The sequence below is a fragment of the Faecalibacterium sp. i25-0019-C1 genome, from assembly GCF_042854225.1.
GTDB lineage: Bacteria > Bacillota > Clostridia > Oscillospirales > Ruminococcaceae > Faecalibacterium > Faecalibacterium taiwanense.
Map to the genome: position 1 here is coordinate 2210706 of NZ_AP031428.1, position 18272 is coordinate 2228977.

Sequence of the window (18272 nt, forward strand, 5' to 3'; positions counted from 1 at the left end):
TCCTGCCGCCCGCCTTTTGCAAAGAAAATGCCCGGAAGCTTTCCTGAGCCTCCGGGCATCTCGATCCGAGTATCTTTTACAGATGCAGCAGCATCTTTGCAATGTTGAAGTAGATCAGCAGCGTGGTGGTATCCACAATGGTGGTGATCAGGGGTGAAGCCATCACGGCCGGATCCACATGCAGCTTTTCTGCCGCCACCGGCAGAATGCCGCCGATGATCTGCGAGAGCAGGATGGTGCAGATCAGGGTCAGACACACCACCAGTGCCACCGGAGCCGCAATGCGGTCAAACACCAGCAGCTTTACAAAGTTGCATACGGCCAGCGTGCCGCCGCACAGCAAGGCCACGCGGCTCTCGCGCCAGAGGATGCGTGGCAGATCGTGGGGCTGGATATCGCCCACCGCCATGCCGCGGATGATGGTGGAAGTGCTCTGGCTGCCCGCGTTGCCGCCTGCGTCGGTCAGCATGGGGATGTATGCAGTCAGCACGGTCACAGCGGCCAGTGCGTCCTCATAGCCGCGAATGACCAGACTGGAGAAGGTGGCGCTGATCATTAAAAACAGCAGCCACGGTGCGCGGCTCTTGTACAGGTCCCACATACTCTGCTTGAAGTAGGGCTTGTCGGAGGGGCCGATTGCGTTCATCTTTGCAATATCTTCGCTGGCCTCGTCCTGCAGGATGCTGATGGCATCGTCAATGGTCACGATGCCCACCAGCCGGTTCTCGGCGTCCACCACCGGAATAGCCAGAAAGCCGTATTTCTCGAACAGGTTGGAAACATCCTCCTGATCGGTGGTGGTGCTCACGCTGACCACATTGGAATCCATCAGGTCCTTGATAGGCTCTTCTGTGTTCTTTGCCAGCACCAGCGCCCGCAGGGACACCACGCCGATCAGCCTGCGGCTGTCATCGGTCACATAGCAGTTGTTGATGGTCTCCTTGTCAAAGCCATTCCTGCGGATGGCCTCCATAGCCTGTGCCACGGTCATGTCCGGCCGCAGCTCCATCAGCTCGGTGGTCATCACGCCGCCGGCCGAGTCCTCCGGGTACTTGAGCAGCTCGTTGATCATGCGGCGGGTGGTGGGGTCGGCCTGACCCAGAATGCGCTTGACCACGTTGGCAGGCATTTCCTCCACAAGGTCGGTGGCATCGTCCACGAACAGTTCGTCCACAACAGCCTTCAGCTCGGTATCGGTCAGGCCGTCGATCAGCTTCTGCTGGGTCTCAGGGGCCAGTTCGGTGAACACATCTGCGGCCAGATCCTTCGGGCACAGACGGAACAGCACCGGGAGCTTTTCTGCAGGCAGATCCTCAAATACCGCCGCAAGGTCGGGCGCGGGCAGAGTTTCCATCACATCCCGCAGGCTCTGGTATTTCTTGGCATCGTCCAGATTTGCCAGCATGGTCTTGAGGGTATCGATCGAGATTTCAGACATAAAAAAGCTGCCTCCTTTTCAGTGGCAGCTCTCGTTTCTTCTTTTCAGGGAACGCAAACACGCACCGTGTGCATTCACACACAGCAGGGTCTGCGCAAAGCAGAAACGGCGGCTGCCATCATATAAAATAATCGGGGAGAAAGACTGCTGCTACTGCCAGCAGGTTCCATGACAACCACCTCGTTTTCCTGTTGTAAAAAGACACTTTTTGCCTTTTCCGCCCATTACTTTACCACTGCTTTTTTGCTGCGTCAACCCTGCTTTTTAAATTTTTCCGTTTCTTTACAAAAAGTAAAAGTGCCCGATGACATTTTTCGTATCATCAGGCACTTTTATCCTGTCAGAGCATGTCCCGGGCGGGATGGAAGGCTCTTTGCTTACAGGGTCTCTACCGTATCAAACAGTTCTTTTGCGGCTTCCACAGCATCCTTGCTGCCAAACACCACCCGCACGCCGTTTGCCATGGCGGCACCCAGCTCTGCGGCCTGCTCCTTCAGCAGTGCGGCATCCACCGCACACAGGGCCTTGCGGTCTGCCGCCATCATTTCATCAGTGATGCCGCAGAAATACCGGCGGTCCGTCTCGCGGGCCTCAGCACGCGGCTTGCGAGGGGTGTCCAGCTTGGCCACAGTACCCACAATAAAATCGTTCAGGTCTTTTTCGGTGTACTCCCGTGCTGCCAGTTCTGCCGGACCTTTTGCAAAGGTGTCGTAGCTTTCCTTTACATGGGGGTCGCGGTAGGTGTACAGGTATTCCACGCCGTCCGAGGAGAGCATTCCGGTGCCGTAAGCGCCGCCCACCTCGCGGATGTTGTGCCACAGGTATTCGTAGCTCATCACGCGGGCCAGCGCCTTGCGGTCGCTGCGGCGCTCCATGGGCCATACCTGTACATCGTAGTTCACACCGCCGTCAATGATAAACGCTTCGTTCACCGGCAGTGTCAGCGGCTCCACATAGGGCTTTGCCGCAGCGCGGCCCTCGGCAGCAAAGCGGCTGTCCGGCAGCAGAGTGCGCAGCTTTGCAAGGGCATCCTCGCTGCCGTACAGGCTGACCGTCAGCTCCGCGTGCTGCAGCACCTCTGTGCGCAGGGCATCCAGCTTTTCGCCCAGTGCTGCCCAATTGCCGCGCTCCTGCACGCCGCACAAGAACTTGTAATAGCTCACACCGCTGCAGCGTTCACTCACCGCACCGTCCACCGTGTAGTGGGCACTGGCGCGGGTGGCTGCGTATACATTGCCCTGCTGGATGAACTGCTGTTCCATGTTCAACTTCTGCTGGCTCAGCACACGTGCAAAAGCAGCTTCTGCCGCCGGGCCGGTAAGGATGGTATCATACAGCCATTCGCCGCCCAGCTCCACAGCCTTTTCCAGACTGCGTTCCAGCAGGCTCAGGCACAGGCTCAGCTTGGCATGGCAGGGTGCACCCTCCTGCCGCCCAGTCCAGATGTCCAGCTGGGTGCGGCTGTCGCCCAGCCATGTGCTGCGCAGAGTGTTCAGTTGCTGAGCGGTGTGTTCGGTGCTGTCCAGCTCGTCCAGCACATCGGTCAGCAGGTCCAGATACGGCATGTCCTCAGGCTTCACATTACCGAGGTCATAGTAGAAGTTCAGGTACAGGCTGCCTGCCGAAGGGTGATGCACCAGCTGCGCACCGGCCAGAAGTTCCCGCTCACCTGGGGCCGTCCTTGCTCCGTCGCCAAGGTCGGCAACGGTCAGCGGGTGCTCCAGCACAAGCTTGCCGTCGGTGCGGATAGGTTCGTCCTCCTCTTTTTTAGGCAGGGTGGGCACCTGCACCACCTGCACCGGAGCCGGTGCAAACAGCTCATGCAGCAGCTCATCGAACCAGCCATCGGCCAGCTTTTCCCGCAGGGAAGCAAACAGTCTGTCCGTGTGCAGCAGCAGAGTGGGATCGCCGGTGTGCAGCCAGCCGGTAGAAGCGTTGATGGCATCCAGCACGCCGTCTGGCAGGGTGCCCGGGCGCTCCAGCGATGCAAACTCTGCTGCGTTCAGCGAAGCCAACAGCAGTTCCTGCGGGATGCCCTCGGCCAGAATGCCGTCCACCGCCTTGCGCACAGCGGCAGCAAACTTGCGGGCGCTCTCCTCGGTGGCACCGCGCAGCACCAGTTCCAGCACCGGCTGCAGGGTGCTGTCGTCAAAGCCAATGTCAATATCTGCGCCCAGCTTTTCGGCCAGCAGCGCCGCCTTCAGCGGGGAGTTATTGGTGCCAAGCAGGGCATCCAGCAGGATCTCCACGCCCAGCTGCCGCTCCCGGTCTGCAAAGGCACCGGTGTACCATGCCAGAGCACACTGCACCTCGTCCGGCTCCGGGTTTTCGGTATAGTAGGGCAGTTCCACGCAGGCACCCGCCTGCTCGTGCTGCACGGTCAGCTGCGGACGGCTGGTGCCCTTGGGCATTTTGGAGAGATAATCCCTGTCCAGCAGTTCCAGCTTTTCAGCCATATCCATTTTGCCATAGAGGGTAATGCAGCAGTTGTCGGCGCTGTAGTGGCGGTGATATACCCGCTTATACTTTTCATAGGTCAGCGCCGGGATGCTGGCCGGGTCGCCGCCGGAAACAAAGCCGTAGGCCGTATCCGGGAACATGGCCCGTTCCAGTGCATTTTCCAACTGAGCATCCGGTGCAGCCAGAGCGCCCTGCATCTCGTTGTACACCACTCCGCTCACAGTGCCGTCGGCACTGCGGTGCCAGCCCTCCTGCTCAAACACGCTCTTGTCCACCATAGCCAGCGGGCAGAACACCGCGTTCAGGTAGACATCCATCAGGTTTTTGAAGTCGGTCTCATTGGGCGTAGCGAACGGGTAGACCGTCTTATCCGGGAAGGTCATCGCATTCAGGAAAGATGCCATGCTGCTTTTGAGCAGCTGCAAGAACGGCGAGGTCACCGGGTATTTTTCGCTGCCTGCCAGCACCGAGTGCTCCAGAATGTGGAACACGCCGGTGTCATCGGACGGGAAGGTGCCAAAGCCGATGCCAAACGCCTTGTTGGTATCCTCATTTTCCACCAGCAGCACCGTGGCACCGCTCACATCGTGGGTAAGCACGGTCAGGGTTCCGTGCTGTTCAGGGCAGTCCTCGGTACGCACGAGGGTATAACCGGGAAATCGTTCCATTTCGTTTTCTCCTTTGTGGTTTTGAAATCGTTTGACACTATTGTATCATTCGCCGCTCAAAAAGACAATTACCGGTTTGTTAATTATAACCAGAAGGACGATTTAAAATGGCCTCCGTTACACTCTGGCCATATTCAGCGGAAATTTTATTTTTATTTCGCATTTGTCGCGGCCTGCGGGCCGCTCCAAACGCACTTTCACGAATAGAGTCGCTGCCGAAAACTGCATCTTTACTGCGTAATGGCAACAATATGCCGTTTGCCGTCACGCCCCCCTTCCCGTGAAAAAGGAAACAAGCCGGCCCCGCAGGGCTGGCTTGTTTGCAAAATTATAAAATAATATTTCCTCTGATATTGCCAAAGCGAAAGCATCGACAATTTTAAATCGTATTTTTTACACCTGTTTTGCGCCCTCAGTCCGGCAGGACACCCGAAACAGCACAAAGCCCACTGCAAACAGCAGCGCCAGCATCCCAATGCCCACATTGGCGCTGCCGGTCAGCTGGCTGCCCACGCTCACGATCATGGTGCCAAGGAAGGACGCGCCCTTGCCGCAGATGTCGAACAGGCCAAAGTATTCGCCGGATTTTTCAGCCGGGATGATCTTGGCAAAGTGGCTGCGGCTCAGTGCCTGCACGCCGCCCTGGAACATGCCCACCAGCACGGCCAGTACCCAGAACTGCCACTGGCTGGTCAGGAAGAAGGCAAACACCGCAATGCCGGTGTAGGCTGCGATGCAGACCGGGATAAGCTGGCTGGACGGGTATTTTGCACTCAGCCGACCAAAGATCAGCGCCGAAGGGAAGGCCACGATCTGCGTTACCAGCAGGGCCAGCAAAAGGCCGGTGGTCTCCAGCCCCAGTGCCGTGCCGTAGGCGGTGGCCATATCGATGATGGTATACACGCCGTCGATGTAGCAGAAGAAGGCCAGCAGGAACCAGAACACCTGCTTATCCTCGCGCAGATGCTTGAGGGTGTGGCCGATGCGCACAAAGCTCTGCTGGATGGCGTGCTGCTCTACCTCCACATAGTTGATCTGCTTATAGTTCCGCAGCAGCGGCAGGGTGGTGCCCAGCCACCACACAGCGGTGATGAGCAGCGCCACGGAAAGGGCGGTCATCTGGCTCAGGCCGATGGCCCCGCTGCCCAGCACCAGCGCCAGACACACCACAAAGGGCACGCAGCTGCCAATGTAGCCCCATGCATAGCCCTGCGAAGACACAACATCCATGCGTTCCGGGGTGGTCACATCGCCCAGCATGGAATCGTAGAACACCAGACTGCCCGAAAAGCCGATCTTTGCAAGGATGAAGATGATCAGGAACGGCAGCCATGTAGTGGCAAGGCCCATAGCACAGCAGCCTGCCACGCCCACGAACAGGCAGAGCATGAAGATGGGCTTTTTAAAGCCTCTGGTATCGGCCAGCGTGCCCAAAATCGGCCCCAGCACTGCCGTGATCACCGTGACCACCGAGCTTGCATAGCCCCAGTAGGCCAGATAGTTCACCGGACTCAATCCCCCGGCCCCGGCCAGCGCATTAAAGAAAATGGGCACCAGTGTGGCGATCATCAGCACAAAGGCCGAGTTGCCCACATCGTACAGGATCCATGACCGCTCCAGCGGGGTCACCTTGAATTTTTCGCTTTGCATTTTTACTCTCTCCCTGCACCGCCGGGCGGTGCACCCTCATTTTTTGTGCCCGCTCAAAACTCCCCGAAGGTGTGGTCAAAGGCCTTGCTCAGGGGCTGGTCCGTGTCCAGCTTTGCCACAAACTCCAGGATCAGCGTTTCTGCCAGCGGAAGCGCCTGCGCATACAGTTCTTCCAGCCGCTTGCCGCTCTCCACGCACTTCAGGTTCGGCTGCGGGTTTGCCACAAGTCCGTGCAGCATGTCGTATTTGCCCACCACCTTCATGCCTGTCAGCACCACCCAGCGCTTGACAGGATTGGACGCCTGCAGCAGCCTGTGCACTGAGATCATGCCCTTGAGCGAGTCCAGCGCCACCTGCTCCGAGATGCCCTCGTAAAAGGGCGCGATCGTCTTTGCATTCTGTTCCGACGGGTGGATATGGCTGGCTGTGAAAAACTTCAGCGGGTCGTATCCGTCCCGGCGCAGCAGCATGTTGTCAAACTCGGTCTCGATCTCGCAGTGGGTCACGCCGCTTTCCCGGGTGAACTGCTCCACATACGGGTGGCAGGTGCTGTCCAGCGCAAAGTGGCAGACAAAACCCAGTGCATAGGCCAGCGCAGCATCCCGGTCTGCCTCGCAGTGCACCACCCTGCGCGCCCGGTCAAAAAAGACCCGCCCCGGCTCCTCGTGCATGGCATTGCCCAGTGCACCCACCGGGTTGGACTTGGCAGCATGGTAATAAAACAGCAGGTCCGGCCCATGCAGGCCGATATCGTAAAGCTCACGGTTCTGTTCCAGCTGAGCACGCAGTTCATCCGGCAGATGTTCCAGCACATTGGTGCCAAAGCGGCGGTGCGCATAAGTTGACGGCATGGCAGATTCCTCTCTTTCTCTCCGACAGGGTGCACAAAACGTCCCCCGGTTTTTGCGTTCTGTTTCAGTATAGCAGAAAGTTTCCCGACCTTCTACCCTTTTACGTCTGATTTTGGTAAAAAATTTGAATTATTTTGTGTTTTCGGCCAGTGGGCAGGCCGCGCAGCAAAAAAGGCACAGCCATCTGCAGACAGCTGTGCCTTCTCCCTTAAAATTCAGACTTTTTCGTAGCCCTGCGGCATCTCGTTCTTCCGGTTGCGGTCCATCAGGGTGCGCAGCGCGTCGCTGGCGCTCATGCCCTCCTTCACGATGGCGTTCACCGTCTGCACAATGGGCATTTCCACATTGTACTTTGCGGCCAGCTCCATGGCGGCGGGCAGGGCATTGATGCCCTCCACCACCATGCCGACCTCCTTCACGGCCTGCTCCGGGCTTTTGCCCTTGCCGATCAGAATGCCCGCACGATTGTTGCGGCTGTGCATACTGGTTGCCGTCACGATCAGGTCGCCGATACCGGCCAGACCCGCAAAGGTGTGGATGTTGCAGCCCATGGCCACGCCCAGCCGGGCGATCTCGGCAATGCCGCGGGTGATGAGGGCTGCGCGGGCGTTGTCGCCGTAGCCAAGGCCGGTGGAGATGCCAACACCCAGCGCAATCACATTCTTCAGTGCGCCGCTCAGCTCCACGCCCTTGATGTCGGCGTTGGTGTACACACGCATACAGGTGTTGCTGAACACATCCTGCACATACTCGGCAGCGGCTTCATCCGGGCAGGCCGAAACGATGGTGGTGGGCATGTCCAGCGCCACCTCTTCCGCATGGGTCGGGCCGGAAAGGGCCACCAGCTTTGCGTTTTTGGGGCCACCCTCTTTGTTCAGCTCGTCGGCAATGACCTCAGTCATGGTATATAAGGTGTCCGGCTCCATGCCCTTTGCAACGTCCACAAGGATCTGGCCGTCCGGGATGTAAGGCCGGGCCTTGGCCGTGGTGGAGCGCACAAATACCGACGGCACTGCAAACAGCAGCACATCCTTGCCGGTGCACACTTCCTCAATGCTCTTGGTAAACTGCAGCTCTTCCGGGATCTTCATGCCCGGCAGATTGGGGTGCACCCGCGTAGCGGAAAGGCTCTCCACCTCAGCCGGAAGCGCCGACCACACCTGCACATCATTGCCGCTGACACACAGCATCCGTGCCAGAGCCATGCCCCAGGTACCTGCACCCAGAACGCCAATTTTTTTCTTCGTCACGTTCGTATCCTCCGTGTCTGCACCGCGCAAAGGGCACTGCACCCTCTGCGGTGAATTTGCGCCTGTGCCGGGCCAAGCCCGGTGCGCGTTGTTATATTCATTGTACACGAAAGCCGGTGCGCCGTCAACCGCTTGCCGCATTGCACAAAGTTTTCCAGATGGGTCGTCCGTTTTTGTACACATCACGCGTTTTGAGCAAACCGTTTGCACTCCATCCGGATTCATGCTATAGTATTCTGGTAGGTTTTGTAGGAATTTTAGAAAAAGCCCTTGACTTCAAGCGCACTCCAAGCCTTATAATACCTTTATCCTTACGATTTACAAAGTATTTGAATACCGTTCTGAGGGAACATTTTTCATGTTTGAAGCATTTCTTTCCAACCGTACGGTCAGCGTGCTGGCGGAGGCCCTGCCCCGTATCCTTACGGCAGGCCTTACCATGACCATCCCGCTCACGCTGGTCTCCTTCTTTTTTGCCATGATCATTGCCGTGGCCGTTGCGCTGGTGCAGTACGCCAATGTGCCGGTGCTGCGGCAGATCGCACGGTTCTACATCTGGGTCATCCGCGGCACGCCGCTGCTGGTGCAGCTGTTCATCATCTTTTATGGTCTGCCCAGCGTGGGCATCATGCTGGACGCTTTCCCTGCTGCGGTCATCGCCTTTGCCTTCAACGAGGGTGCCTACTGTGCCGAGACCATGCGCGGCGCACTGGAAAGCGTGCCGCAGGGCCAGCTGGAAGCCGGTTACTGCGTGGGCATGAGCTGGTGGCAGATCATGCGCCGCATCGTGCTGCCGCAGGCCCTGCGCACCGCAGTGCCCGCCCTCTCCAACTCGCTCATCGGCATGATCAAGGACACCTCGCTGGCGTCCAATATCACAGTAGCCGAGCTGTTCATGGCCGGTCAGCGCGTGGCCGCCCGCACCTACATCTTCCTGCCCATCTACTGTGAGGTGGCCGTGGTGTATCTGCTGTTCTGCACGGTCATTACCAAGCTGCAGGCACTGCTGGAGCGTCGGCTCAACGCCCACGGCTTCCAGTAAGAAAGGAGTGTGGCAACCATGTCCATGTTAGAGATCAAAAACGTCCACAAGTCCTTTTTCACCTACACAAAGCCCCGCCTGCAGGCAGGCATCTTCCACCGGCCCGGTGCACGCAAAGTGACCAGCGAGCTGCAGGTGCTGCGCGGCGTGGACCTGACCGTGGAAAAGGGCGATGTGGTGGCCATCCTCGGCCCCTCCGGCTCCGGCAAGACCACCCTGCTGCGCTGTCTGAACTTTCTGGAGACTGCCGACGCAGGCCAGCTCACCTTTGACGGTGAGACGTTCGACCTTGCCCAGGCCAGCCGTGCCGACATTGCCCGGCTGCGCAAAAAGACGGCCTTTGTGTTCCAGAGCTACAATCTGTTCCGCAACAAGACTGCCCTGCAGAACGTGACCGAGGGCCTCATCATTGCCCGCAAAATGCCCAAAGAGCAGGCGGATGCCGTTGGCATGAAGATGCTGGAAAAGGTGGGCCTTGCCGACCGAGCCGACTACTATCCGCGCCAGCTTTCCGGCGGCCAGCAGCAGCGCGTGGCCATTGCCCGTGCGCTGGCCTCCGACCCGGAGATCATCTATTTTGACGAGCCGACTTCGGCCCTTGACCCGGAGCTGACTGGCGAAGTGCTGGCCGTGATGCGGCAGCTGGCCGAAGAGGGCATGACCATGCTGGTGGTCACCCACGAGATGGGCTTTGCCCGCAATGTTTCCTCCAAGACCGTTTTCATGGAGAACGGCGTGGTAGTGGAGCAGGCTCCCTCGCATGAGTTTTTCGCCAACCCCAAAGAGGAGCGCACCCGCGAATTTTTGCGGAAGATCGCTCACACCGAGTGAGGTTTAACCAACTCCCCCAGTCTGCTTCGCAGACAGCCTCCTCCGGGATGGGGCCTTTGGCAAAACCAGAAAGTCTCCCTCTTTGCCTGAAGGAGTTTATTTCACAAATATTTTTATAGAGGAAAGGGAATCCAACTATGAAACGCAGAACCTTTATTTCTCTTATGAGCGTCATGGCCGCTGCCGGCGTGCTGACTCTGTCCGGCTGCTCCAATTCTTCCGGCAGCACCGCTGCTTCCGGCACGGCCGCCTCTGTGGCTCCCTCCGCTGGCGACCAGCTGTCCAACATCCAGTCCAGCGGCAAGCTGATTGTTGCACTGGAAGGCGCATGGCAGCCCTGGAGCTACCACGACGAATCCGATACTCTGGTGGGCTACGATGTGGAAGTCTCCCGCGCCATTGCCGAAAAGCTGGGCGTGGAGCCGGAGTACGTCGAAAGCGACTGGGACAGCCTGTTTGCCGGTCTGGACGCAGGCCGCTACGACATCGTGTGCAACGGCGTGGAAGCGACCGACGAGCGCGCCAAGACCTATGATTTCACCGAGCCCTACGGCTACATCCACACTGCCCTTGCCGTCCGCAAGGATAACGACGAGATCACCAGCTTTGAGGACCTGAAGGGTAAGACCACCGCCAACAGCCTTGCTTCCACCTACATGGAACTGGCCGAGAGCTATGGTGCCACCGTACAGGGCATCGACACTCTGGAAGAGACCATCCAGCTGCTCACCGCAGGCCGCATCGACGCCACCCTGAACGCTGATGTCTCCTTCTACGATTACCTGAACGTCCATCCGGATGCAGATTTCAAGCTGGTGGCCCAGACCGAGGATGCATCCCACGTTGCCATCCCCCTGCGCAAGGGCGATGCCAGCGCTACCCTGCTGGATGCCATCAACACCGCCATTGAGGAGCTGCGTGCCGACGGCACCCTGAAGGAGCTGAGCGAGAAGTATTTCGGTCAGGATATTTCTGCGGAGAACTGAATCATTTGAATGCCCTCCGCTTTGCTCTGGGCATTTTCAGCGGAATATTTATTTTAATATTGCAAACCCCGGCAGACTGCGGTCTGCCGGGGTTTGCCTTTTCACGGGAAGGGCCATAACCGGCAAATGCATCAATCGCGTTTTTTCAGCTCTGCACATTCATTGTATCTGAATGCAAAAAGCTCTCCCTTTCGGGAGAGCTGGCACCGCTCAGCGATGACTGAGAGGGTTTTATTCGTGAAAATATGCGTAGATGATCTGTGCCGTCTGTTTCCCCACGCCGGGGGTGTTTTCCAACTGGTCAGGCGTGGCTTCCTTCACGGCGGTCACGCTCTTGAACTGGGCCATCAGCGCCTTGGCCGTTTTGGGGCCGATGCCGGGGATCTCCGTCAGGGTGGAGGAATAACTCTTCTGCTTCATCTGCTGCTTGCGGTAGGCATTGGCAAAGCGATGGGTCTCGTCCTGAATGGCCGTGATAAAGGTAAAGGTGCCCCGGTTCATGTTGATGGCAATTTCCCGGCCGTCGCTGTCCACTATGGTGCGGGTGCGGTGGTGGTCGTCCTTCACCATGCCGTAGAGCGGCACATCCGCAAGGGCAGTCCCGGCCAGTGCTTCTTTTGCCGCACTCACCTGCCCCCTGCCGCCGTCCATCAAAAGCAGATCCGGCTTCTGCCCGAACCAGTTGCTGCAGGGTTCTCCCTTTTTTGCAAGCTCTGCGTACTTTTCGTACTCTGCTGCCCGCCGGGAGACAGTCTCTGCCAGTGATGCATAGTCGTCAGTGCCCGCAACGGTCTTCATCTTGAACTTGCGGTAGCCCGCCTTGTAGGGCTTGCCGTCCTTGAAGGTGACCATGCCGCACACGCTGGAGCCATCGCCCCAGTTGGAGATGTCGTAGCTCTCAATGGCCCGGGGCGGCTTTGCAAGGCCCAGCACCTGCGCCAGCTCGTCCAGCAGCTTTTCCTCCCGGGCATAGCGGCCGCTCTCCCGGGCAAGGCGCTCCACCGCGTTGGTGTGGGCCATCTCCACCAGATGGGCCTTATCGCCGCGCTGGGGCACATACAGCTGCACCTCACTGCCGCGCTTTTCGTTCAGCGCCTGCTGCAAAGCGTCGCTGTCCGGCGGCAGCTCGTCCACCGCAATGATCTTGGGGATCTGTTCGTCATCCAGATAATACCGGGGCAGAAATTCCTCCCGCACGGCGGCAATGTCCGAGGTATCGTGGAACAAAAACTCCCGCTTATCGGTCAGCCGTCCGTCCCGGAAGCGCAGCACCGCCGCACACACGCTGTCCGGCGTGCCTGCCAGCGCCACCACGTCCATCTCCACATCCGGGTCCACAATGACCTTCTGCCCGGCGCTCACCTTGGTGATGGCTGCGATCTGGTCCCGCAGCAGCGCCGCCGTCTCAAATTCCAGCCGGTCCGAGGCCTCCTGCATCCGCTCGTTGAGGATCTTCAGGATGTCCTTTTTGCCGTAGCGGATCAGGTGCACAGCGCTCTTGACGGCCTGATTGTAGTTTTCGCAGCTGATCCTGCCGCTGCACACCGCCATGCACTTGCCAATGTGGGCGTTCAGGCAGGGCCGTCCTTTGCCGATCTCCTGCGGGAAGCGCTTATTGCAGCGCGGCAGCAGAAAGGCATCCATGGCCGTTTCCGCCATCTGCCGGGCCGCAAAGCTGGAGGTATAGGGGCCGATATACTCGGCATCGTCCTCCTCCTTTTGCAGCACGAAGGAGAGCCGGGGCCATGGCTCCTTTGTCACCTTGATATAGCTGTAGCCTTTATCATCCTTGAGCAGGATGTTATACTTCGGCGTGTGGGCCTTGATCTGGCTGGCTTCCAGCACCAGCGCTTCAAACTCGCTCTGGCAGACGATCACGTCAAAGGCATAGGCATGGGCGATCATCTGGCTGACCTTGTTGTCGTGGGGCACGCCCTCGCGGAAATACTGGCTCACCCGGATGCGCAGCCGCTTTGCCTTGCCGATATAAATGATGGTGTCCGTCTTATCCCGGATGATATAAACGCCGGGCAGCAGCGGCAGCATACAGGCTTTCTGATACAGTTCAGCTTTGGTCATGGATTCTCCTTGAAAAACAAAAAGCGGCAGGTTCCCCCGCCGCTCCATTTATAGACACAAATTACTCAGCAAAACCGGACTCCACCAGCTTGATCAGGCCGTCAACAGCAGCCTGCTCATCAGCGCCGTCAGCGATGATGCGGATGGTGGTACCGCCCACGATGCCCAGAGACAGAACGCCCAGCAGGCTCTTTGCGTTCACGCGGCGTTCTTCCTTCTCGACCCAGATGGAAGACTTGAACTCGTTAGCCTTCTGGATGAAGAAGGTAGCCGGACGAGCGTGCAGACCAACCTGATTTTCAACGGTAACTTCTTTCACGTACATAGTAAAGCGCTCCTATCTAATATCGTTTTGGGTATAGAATCTGTATCCTGTGCCTGTTGCGTTACGATTATTTTAGCGCAAGTCGAAACGGTTGTACAGCCCCCCGGCGCATTTTTGGCGGTTTCTCCAATGAAAAGCGGCCCATTTTTCATTATTTATACAAAGATAATAAAATTATTCCCCGAAGGTTAGAGGGTAGATACAAAAGTTTTCAACATTTTTTCGACCATCGGGCAATATCTCGGCCGTTTTTGTGCGTTTCCAGCACCATACCCTCCGGTCCGAGCATCCATTTTCGTGCCTTTTTCGCTGTCCGATGCACCTGCAGCTGCCGCCCGGGGTTACTTCTGTGCGCTGCCCTCGTACCGCATCCAGACCAGCGCGCACTTTTTCACCACAGCCGGATATTGCTCCGGCGTGAACTCCAGCTCGGTGCCGCTGGTCAGCTTCCAGCCCATGCGGGTGTAAAGCGCTATGGCGCGGGTGTTGGTGTTCAGCACGCTCAGCACCGGGTGCTCGTGCTCGCTGAGCTTTTTGCGGGCAAAGTCCAGCATCTTCATGCCAATGCCCCTGCCGCGGGCTTTTTCAGTGACGAACAGATGTTCGATGTGCCCCACCTTGTGGTTGATGCTCACGATGCCGTCCGGCACATCCTTGGTGGTGTGCAGATAGCACACCCAGCCTGCGGCCTTTTCCTGCCGCAGCTGCAAAAGATATTCTTCCTCGTTGAGGCTGGCACAGTATTCCGGGGTCCAGTTCTCGGCACAGGTGGTGCGGCGGCCCTCCACAAAGATGCGGGCGGCAGCAGCAAACTGCTCGTCGGTCTTGACAAGGCGCATGTTCTCGCCGCGCTTCCACTTGGGCAGCTCGGTCACAGGGTGGGTCTCATACCACTTCTCGTACAGCTCCGGGCGGCGCAGGCGGGTGCGCTCCCGGCTCTGTTCCCCGCGCCATGCATCGATTTTCTGGTGGTCGCCGCCCAGCAGCACCTGCGGCACGGCGCGGCCTTCCCACACCTCGGGGCGGGTGTACTGGGGATACTCCAGCAGGCCGTCCCAGTAGCTTTCTTCCTCGTAGCCCTTCTGCTCAGCCAGCACGCCGGGCTTCAGGCGCAGCACACTGTCCGCCACCACAAGGCTGGCCAGCTCGCCGCCGGTGAGGATGTAGTCACCGATGGAGATCTCTTCATCCGCAAAAGCATCGATCACACGCTCGTCGATGCCCTCATAGTGGCCGCATACCAGTGTCAGGTTATCGTACTGGGCCAGCCGCTTTGCGTGCTCCTCGGTGTAGCGCTGGCCGCCTGCCGTCAGGAACACGATATGCGGGGCCGGACGGCCCTGTGAAGCTACTTCCTGCTGCACAGCACGCAGGCAGTCTGCGATGGGCTGAGCGTACAGCACCATGCCGCAGCCGCCGCCGTAGGGGTAATCGTCGGTCTGCTTCTGTTTGTTCAGGGTGTAGTCCCGGATCTGGTGGCAGTGGGTCTCAATAAAGCCCTTCTTTGCCGCGCGCCCGATGATGCTGGCATCCAGCACCTGCTGGCACATTTCCGGGAACAGGGTCACGATGTCCACACGCATTCCCATGGCTCACTCTTCCTCCCGTTCGCTGTCAAAGTCATCGTCCAGCAGGCCCGGAATGGGGGTGACGAGGAGATAGCCCTCCGGCGGGTTGCGCTCTTTCAGAAAAGCATCCACGCCCGGGAACATGTATTCCTTGCCGTTCGGTGCTTTGACGGTGTAGATATCCTGTGCACCGGGGTGATCCACGCTGGTCACAACGCCGTACACCCTGCCGGTGTCGGCATCCCGCACTTCGCACCCGATCAGGTCGGCCACATACCAGCGGCCTGCGGGCAGGGTGGCATCATTACGGTCAAAGTAGAACACCTGCCCCCGCAGCGCACGGGCAGCATCCATATCGTCCACGCCTTCCAGCTGCAGCAGAGCCATCTGACCCTGTGCGCGGATGGACACGATCTTATAGGCCCTGCCGCCCTGGGCCGATGCATACAGTCTGCCCACCTTTTTCAGAAAGTTGACGCCGTCGCACCAAAGCTCCAGCTTCATTTCGCCGCGCACGCCGTGGGTGGTCACGACCTTGCCTGCTTCCAGATATTGCTGCATAATCTTGCTCCTATAATCAAAAAGGCCCCTTGCCGCAAGGGCAAAGGGCCTGTAGGGTGCTCAGTCGATCTCAACAAGGACCTTTTCATCGACCCGCACAGCAGCCGCGCGCATCACCACACGAATGGCTTTTGCGATCCGGCCCTGCTTGCCGATGACACGGCCCATATCTCCCTCTGCCACGCTCAGGTGGTAGACGATGGTGCCGTCCTCGCGAGGCTCGTCCACCGTGACCTTAACGGCTTCCTTATCCTCCACGAGACCGCGGGCAACTGCCAGCAACAGCTCCTGCATGAGTCAGCCCTCCCTACTTACAGAACGTTGGACTTCTTCAGCAGGACGCGAACGGTATCAGTGGGCTGTGCGCCGTTGGCGATCCACTGCTTTGCCTTCTCAGCGTCGATCTTGATCTCGGAAGGCTCCTTGTTGGGATCGTAGGTGCCGATCTCTTCGATGAAACGGCCGTCACGGGGGAAGCGGCTGTCAGCAACAACAACACGATAGAAGGGAGCCTTCTTGGCGCCAACGCGGCGCAGACGAATCTTAACTGCCATGGTAAATATCCTCCAAAAATTGTTTTGTGCGGCCCTTGCGGGCGCATGTTGATTATATTGTACAAACCCGCAAGGGGGTTGTATCACAAAAATTATTTCAGTCCGCGGAAGGCATTGGGGTTGCCCATCATACCGCCCAGACGGCGGGCAAAGCCCTTGGGGCTTTTCTTGAACTGCTTCATCATCTTCTGCATCATCTCAAACTGCTTGAGCAGCTTGTTCACGTCGGCCACGGTGGTACCGCTGCCTGCTGCGATGCGGCGCTTGCGCTTGGGGTTGATGATGGAGGGCTTCTCGCGTTCTTCCTTGGTCATGGAATAGATCATGGCCTCGATGCGGTCGAACGCCTTTTCATCGACCTGACTGGGATCGATGCCGCTGCCGCCGGGCAGCATGCTCAGCATCGCGCCTGCACCGCCCATCTTGCGGATCTGTGCGAACTGGTCCAGCATGTCGTTCATGTCGAACTTGTTCTCCATCATCCGCTTGGCGGTCTCTTCGGCAGCCTTTTCGTCTGCCGTCTCCTGCGCGCGCTCGATCAGACTCAGCACATCGCCCATGCCAAGGATGCGGCTTGCCATGCGGTCCGGGTGGAACACATCCAGATCGTCCAGCTTTTCGCCGGTGCCCTGGAACTTGATGGGCTTGCCGGTAACGGCCAGCACTGAAAGTGCCGCACCGCCGCGGGTATCGCCATCGGTCTTGGTGAGGATGATGCCGTCGATGCTCACCTTCTCGTTGAAGGTCTTGGCAACGTTCACAGCGTCCTGACCGGCCATGGCGTCCACCACCAGCAGGGTCTCGTCCACAGGAACGGCTTCCTTGATGTCCACCAGCTCCTGCATGAGCACATCGTCGATCTGCAGACGGCCGGCGGTATCCAGGATCACGATGTCATTGCCGTAATCCTTGGCGTGTGCCAGCGCCTTCTTTGCAATTTCCGGCGGCTTTGCGCCCGGCAGGGTGAACACCGGTGCGCCCGCCTGTTTGCCCACCACCTGCAGCTGATCGATGGCCGCAGGGCGGTAAATATCGCAGGCCACCAGCATGGGGCGGCGGCCCTGTTTGATAAAGTACTTTGCCAGCTTTGCGGCGTGGGTGGTTTTACCGTTGCCCTGCAGGCCGCAGAGCATGATGATCGTCTGGCCCTTGTTCTTGATGTTCAGGCGGGCCGCTTCGCTGCCGCCCATCAGGGCAACCAGCTCTTCGTTGACGATCTTGACCACCTGCTGTGCCGGGGTCAGGCTTTCCATGACCTCCTGACCCATGGCGCGCTCGGACACCTTTGCACAGAAGTCCTTGGCAACCTTGTAGTTGACATCGGCTTCCAGCAGGGCCATGCGCACCTCACGCATCGCGGCCTTGATATCTGCCTCGGTCAGCTTGCCGTGACCGCGCAGCTTTTTGAACACACCGGCAAGGCGGTCGGTAAGGGATTCAAATGCCATTGTACGGTGCTCCTTTCACAGGTTTCAGCTCTCGTTCGCTTCGTCGATGGAGCGGATGAGCTTTAACATTTTGGTCAGCTGGTGTTCGTACTCGGTGGTGGTCAGGCCCTGCGGGCCGGTGCACTCGAACCGTGCATCGATCACCATTTGCTCCAGCTCTTCCAGCTTCTGCTGCACGCGGCGGTAACGCGCCGCAAAGCCGACCTTTTCCTCCAGCTCCTTCAGCGCGTTCTCGCCATGCTTGATGGCATCCCGCGCACCCTGACGGGTGATGCCGAAGTTCTCGCCGATCTCGCTCAGCGAAAGGTCATCGTTGTAATACTGGCGCAGCATTTCGCGCTGTTTCTCGGTGAGCACCTCGCCGTAAAAGTCCAGCAGATAGCCCATTTCCAGATCTTTTGCCATCCTCTGATCCCCCGGTTTTGTGCCTGTACTTTCGAGAAGTGATGTAAAGTTCATTTGCTTTACGGATGAAGTATAGCAGATGCACCGCATCCTGTCAAGAGCCTTTCGGAGATTTTTCCAGAAAATCCGCCAAAAATTCGCCGTTTTTGCTAAAAC

At 58.4% G+C, this 18272-nt stretch carries 16 protein-coding genes; 3 read left to right on the forward strand and 13 right to left on the reverse strand.

What is annotated here, in order from left to right; genetic code table 11:
- Nucleotides 1–76: 76 nt before the first annotated feature.
- From mgtE to ACGHUK_RS11005, 5 genes are all read right to left on the reverse strand, one after another.
- Entirely contained in the window at nucleotides 77–1438 is a 1362-nt protein-coding gene (gene mgtE / locus ACGHUK_RS10985) for a magnesium transporter (protein WP_291017182.1), read from the reverse strand.
- A gap of 377 nt (nucleotides 1439–1815) precedes the next feature.
- Nucleotides 1816–4566, reverse strand: a complete 2751-nt coding sequence (locus tag ACGHUK_RS10990) for an insulinase family protein (RefSeq protein WP_390574309.1) — start codon at nucleotides 4564–4566, stop codon at nucleotides 1816–1818.
- A 393-nt stretch (nucleotides 4567–4959) separates the two neighbouring features.
- A complete protein-coding gene (locus ACGHUK_RS10995; RefSeq protein WP_390574310.1) occupies nucleotides 4960–6216 on the reverse strand; it encodes an MFS transporter in 1257 nt (418 codons plus the stop codon).
- A gap of 53 nt (nucleotides 6217–6269) precedes the next feature.
- Nucleotides 6270–7067 (reverse strand): zinc dependent phospholipase C family protein, encoded by a 798-nt coding sequence (locus ACGHUK_RS11000; protein WP_390574311.1) that lies wholly within the window; start codon nucleotides 7065–7067, stop codon nucleotides 6270–6272.
- Nucleotides 7068–7282: 215 nt separating this feature from the next.
- Complete coding sequence (locus tag ACGHUK_RS11005; protein ID WP_390574312.1) at nucleotides 7283–8458, reverse strand: NAD(P)H-dependent glycerol-3-phosphate dehydrogenase; 1176 nt, start codon at nucleotides 8456–8458, stop codon at nucleotides 7283–7285.
- Nucleotides 8459–8675: 217 nt separating this feature from the next.
- Between ACGHUK_RS11005 and ACGHUK_RS11010 the strand changes: the two genes are divergently transcribed.
- The 3 genes from ACGHUK_RS11010 (at nucleotide 8676) to ACGHUK_RS11020 (ending at nucleotide 11176) form a co-directional block, all read left to right on the forward strand.
- Nucleotides 8676–9359, forward strand: a complete 684-nt coding sequence (locus ACGHUK_RS11010; RefSeq protein ID WP_097775067.1) for an amino acid ABC transporter permease — start codon at nucleotides 8676–8678, stop codon at nucleotides 9357–9359.
- 18 nt (nucleotides 9360–9377) lie between these two features.
- Nucleotides 9378–10190: an amino acid ABC transporter ATP-binding protein gene (locus tag ACGHUK_RS11015; protein ID WP_005944678.1), complete on the forward strand. Its 813-nt coding sequence runs from the start codon at nucleotides 9378–9380 to the stop codon at nucleotides 10188–10190.
- Nucleotides 10191–10327: 137 nt separating this feature from the next.
- Nucleotides 10328–11176: a transporter substrate-binding domain-containing protein gene (locus ACGHUK_RS11020; protein ID WP_390574313.1), complete on the forward strand. Its 849-nt coding sequence runs from the start codon at nucleotides 10328–10330 to the stop codon at nucleotides 11174–11176.
- 231 nt (nucleotides 11177–11407) lie between these two features.
- On the opposite strand, the gene uvrC is transcribed toward ACGHUK_RS11020, so the two are convergent.
- The 8 genes from uvrC to ACGHUK_RS11060 all read right to left on the reverse strand — a co-directional run bounded on the left by uvrC (nucleotide 11408) and on the right by ACGHUK_RS11060 (nucleotide 18116).
- A complete protein-coding gene (gene uvrC, locus ACGHUK_RS11025) occupies nucleotides 11408–13255 on the reverse strand; it encodes an excinuclease ABC subunit UvrC (protein ID WP_390574314.1) in 1848 nt (615 codons plus the stop codon).
- A 61-nt stretch (nucleotides 13256–13316) separates the two neighbouring features.
- Nucleotides 13317–13580, reverse strand: coding sequence for an HPr family phosphocarrier protein (locus tag ACGHUK_RS11030; RefSeq protein WP_005920365.1), 264 nt, complete (start codon nucleotides 13578–13580; stop codon nucleotides 13317–13319).
- A 341-nt stretch (nucleotides 13581–13921) separates the two neighbouring features.
- A complete protein-coding gene (gene trmD, locus ACGHUK_RS11035) occupies nucleotides 13922–15169 on the reverse strand; it encodes a tRNA (guanosine(37)-N1)-methyltransferase TrmD (protein WP_097775063.1) in 1248 nt (415 codons plus the stop codon).
- Nucleotides 15170–15172: 3 nt separating this feature from the next.
- Nucleotides 15173–15709, reverse strand: a complete 537-nt coding sequence (gene rimM / locus ACGHUK_RS11040; protein WP_390574315.1) for a ribosome maturation factor RimM — start codon at nucleotides 15707–15709, stop codon at nucleotides 15173–15175.
- A gap of 60 nt (nucleotides 15710–15769) precedes the next feature.
- Nucleotides 15770–16003, reverse strand: a complete 234-nt coding sequence (locus ACGHUK_RS11045; RefSeq protein WP_005934928.1) for a KH domain-containing protein — start codon at nucleotides 16001–16003, stop codon at nucleotides 15770–15772.
- A gap of 17 nt (nucleotides 16004–16020) precedes the next feature.
- Nucleotides 16021–16263 carry a 30S ribosomal protein S16 gene (gene rpsP, locus ACGHUK_RS11050; RefSeq protein ID WP_005944692.1) on the reverse strand — a complete coding sequence of 81 codons (243 nt, stop codon included), beginning with the start codon at nucleotides 16261–16263 and terminating at the stop codon, nucleotides 16021–16023.
- Nucleotides 16264–16355: 92 nt separating this feature from the next.
- The gene (gene ffh / locus ACGHUK_RS11055) at nucleotides 16356–17711 is read right to left on the reverse strand and encodes a signal recognition particle protein (RefSeq protein ID WP_120080934.1); all 1356 of its coding nucleotides are present in this window, start codon (nucleotides 17709–17711) and stop codon (nucleotides 16356–16358) included.
- 24 nt (nucleotides 17712–17735) lie between these two features.
- Nucleotides 17736–18116 (reverse strand): sigma factor-like helix-turn-helix DNA-binding protein, encoded by a 381-nt coding sequence (locus tag ACGHUK_RS11060; RefSeq protein WP_097775061.1) that lies wholly within the window; start codon nucleotides 18114–18116, stop codon nucleotides 17736–17738.
- Nucleotides 18117–18272: the final 156 nt, after the last annotated feature.

Coding starts and splice junctions, on each gene's coding strand:
- ACGHUK_RS11010 (WP_097775067.1), top strand. CDS start 8,676: ATGTTTGAAGCATTTCTTTCCAACCGTACGGTCAGCGTGCTGGCGGAG.
- ffh (WP_120080934.1), bottom strand. CDS start 17,711: ATGGCATTTGAATCCCTTACCGACCGCCTTGCCGGTGTGTTCAAAAAG.
- ACGHUK_RS11015 (WP_005944678.1), top strand. CDS start 9,378: ATGTCCATGTTAGAGATCAAAAACGTCCACAAGTCCTTTTTCACCTAC.
- ACGHUK_RS11060 (WP_097775061.1), bottom strand. CDS start 18,116: ATGGCAAAAGATCTGGAAATGGGCTATCTGCTGGACTTTTACGGCGAG.
- mgtE (WP_291017182.1), bottom strand. CDS start 1,438: ATGTCTGAAATCTCGATCGATACCCTCAAGACCATGCTGGCAAATCTG.
- ACGHUK_RS11030 (WP_005920365.1), bottom strand. CDS start 13,580: ATGTACGTGAAAGAAGTTACCGTTGAAAATCAGGTTGGTCTGCACGCT.
- ACGHUK_RS10990 (WP_390574309.1), bottom strand. CDS start 4,566: ATGGAACGATTTCCCGGTTATACCCTCGTGCGTACCGAGGACTGCCCT.
- ACGHUK_RS11045 (WP_005934928.1), bottom strand. CDS start 16,003: ATGCAGGAGCTGTTGCTGGCAGTTGCCCGCGGTCTCGTGGAGGATAAG.
- ACGHUK_RS11000 (WP_390574311.1), bottom strand. CDS start 7,067: ATGCCGTCAACTTATGCGCACCGCCGCTTTGGCACCAATGTGCTGGAA.
- ACGHUK_RS11020 (WP_390574313.1), top strand. CDS start 10,328: ATGAAACGCAGAACCTTTATTTCTCTTATGAGCGTCATGGCCGCTGCC.
- trmD (WP_097775063.1), bottom strand. CDS start 15,169: ATGGGAATGCGTGTGGACATCGTGACCCTGTTCCCGGAAATGTGCCAG.
- uvrC (WP_390574314.1), bottom strand. CDS start 13,255: ATGACCAAAGCTGAACTGTATCAGAAAGCCTGTATGCTGCCGCTGCTG.
- rimM (WP_390574315.1), bottom strand. CDS start 15,709: ATGCAGCAATATCTGGAAGCAGGCAAGGTCGTGACCACCCACGGCGTG.
- rpsP (WP_005944692.1), bottom strand. CDS start 16,263: ATGGCAGTTAAGATTCGTCTGCGCCGCGTTGGCGCCAAGAAGGCTCCC.
- ACGHUK_RS11005 (WP_390574312.1), bottom strand. CDS start 8,458: ATGCGGCAAGCGGTTGACGGCGCACCGGCTTTCGTGTACAATGAATAT.
- ACGHUK_RS10995 (WP_390574310.1), bottom strand. CDS start 6,216: ATGCAAAGCGAAAAATTCAAGGTGACCCCGCTGGAGCGGTCATGGATC.